3 protein-coding genes are annotated in these 1747 nt (G+C 69.5%); 2 read left to right on the top strand and 1 reads right to left on the bottom strand.

All coding sequences use genetic code 11. From position 1 onward, the window contains the following. Positions 1 to 372, bottom strand: a 372-nt coding sequence (locus R1101_RS0122875; RefSeq protein ID WP_016935526.1) for a phosphotransferase family protein, incomplete at its 3' end; no start/stop codon positions are given. 197 nt (positions 373 to 569) lie between these two features. On the opposite strand from R1101_RS0122875, the gene R1101_RS0122870 reads away from it, so the two are divergent. Together R1101_RS0122870 and R1101_RS28310 are read left to right on the top strand one after the other, a co-directional pair. Continuing rightward, the gene (locus tag R1101_RS0122870) at positions 570 to 1187 is read left to right on the top strand and encodes an NUDIX hydrolase (protein WP_016935525.1); all 618 of its coding nucleotides are present in this window, start codon (positions 570 to 572) and stop codon (positions 1185 to 1187) included. 112 nt (positions 1188 to 1299) lie between these two features. After that, positions 1300 to 1747 (top strand): CDP-alcohol phosphatidyltransferase family protein (locus tag R1101_RS28310; protein WP_016935524.1); only part of this gene is annotated, 448 nt, incomplete at its 3' end.

Below are 1747 nucleotides of genomic sequence, written 5' to 3'. Positions count from 1 at the left end.
GCCGAGGGGGGCGAGTTGCTCGGCGGTGCGATAGGGCGTTCCCACGACGAGATCCATGAGGTAGAACGGCGCGCCGAGCACCGCATCGTCCTCGCACAGCAGGTAGGTGCGGGGGACCGGTACCGCGGTGCCGTCGAGCGCGGAGATGACCCGGTACTCGCGGGCCATGTCGTGGGCGGTGGCGAGGACGTGTCCGAGCGGGGGACGGCGCAGCACGAGCCGCCGCTCGCCGTCGGTCACCTCGTAGGTGAGGTTCGATCGCCCGCCACTGATCAGGCGAGCGCGGAGGGGCCCGGAGAACAGCTCGGGGGCGGAGGTCTGCAGGTGGGCGTCGAGCGCATCGAGGTCGAGGCCGGCGGGCACGTCGTTCATCGAGCTCCTTTCCGTCGGCTCCCACTATGACGGCGGGTGCGGATCCCTGTCCGGAGAACTCTCACGAGGCGGACAATCCGGGTCATACGGAAACGATTGATATTCAGAATATCCCTCGACCTGAGGGCAACACCCCCGACAGCAACTACGACGTACGCCTACCCGCCGGCACGGACGAGACGAACTACTGTCGATCCATGCCCGCTGCGCACCCCCTCGACCGAGACAACGTCCGCGACGCGCTGGACGCGTTCGACTCGCGCCGTCTGCCGCTGGACGGCCGCCGGCACGCAGCCGTCGTCGTGGCGGTGCTCGACGACGGGAACGGCAACCCTGTCATGCCCCTCACACGGCGGCCGACGCGCCTGCGAGCCCATCCCGGCCAGTTCGCCCTGCCGGGCGGCCGTCTGGACGAAGGGGAGGAACCGGAGCAGGCAGCCCTTCGCGAACTGCACGAGGAACTCGGACTCGACCTCGGCTCCGACGCCGTCCTCGGCCGACTCGACGACTACGTCACCCGATCCGGCTATGTGATGTCGCCGTTCGTCGTGTGGGCGCGCACGGCCGTGACCGATCTGAAGCCGAGCCCCGACGAGGTCGACGTGCTCTTCGCCGTGACCGCCGACGAACTCGATGTCGACCCGCGCTTCGTCGGCATCCCCGAATCCGACAAGCCGGTGATCCAGTGGCCGTTCCGCGGGCACCTCGTGCACGCACCGACCGCCGCCGTCGTCTACCAGTTCCGCGAAGTCGTCCTCCGCCGGCGGGCCACCCGGATCGACGACCTCGAGCAGCCGGTCTTCGCCTGGCGCTGACACCCGGGGATCTCCGGCCGCGCGGCTGTGGAAGGCTGGACTCCGCACCCGAACCGGAACTCCGGAGGGGCACCACGAGAACGATCTCACGAGAACACGGAGCGGCCCCGCCATGACCGATGCGACCGGAACCGCCGACGCGCGCGGAGCGGACCGCATCCTCACCGTGCCGAACGTCCTCAGCTTCATCAGGCTCCTGGGTGTCCCCGTCTTCCTCTACCTGGTTCTCGTCGCCCACGCCGACGTCTGGGCGCTGATCCTGCTGGCCGCCAGCAGCATCACCGACTGGGCCGACGGCAAACTCGCCCGGCTCCTCGACCAGACCTCCCGCCTCGGCGCACTCCTCGATCCCGCCGTCGACCGCCTCTACATCGTGGCCACCCTCGTCGCCCTCGTGGCACGCGACATCGTGCCGTGGTGGATCGCGGTGGTCCTCGTCGGCCGCGAACTCGTCCTCGCCCCGACGCTCGCCGTCTACCGGCGCCGGGAACTGCCTCCACCGGAGGTGCTCTATCTCGGCAAAGGCGCCACCTTCCTGCTCATGTGCGCGTTGCCGCTCA

The organism is Rhodococcus sp. R1101 (assembly GCF_000278445.1).
Classification (GTDB): domain Bacteria; phylum Actinomycetota; class Actinomycetes; order Mycobacteriales; family Mycobacteriaceae; genus Rhodococcus; species Rhodococcus gordoniae.
This window is presented reverse-complemented; position numbering and strand designations above follow the sequence as displayed.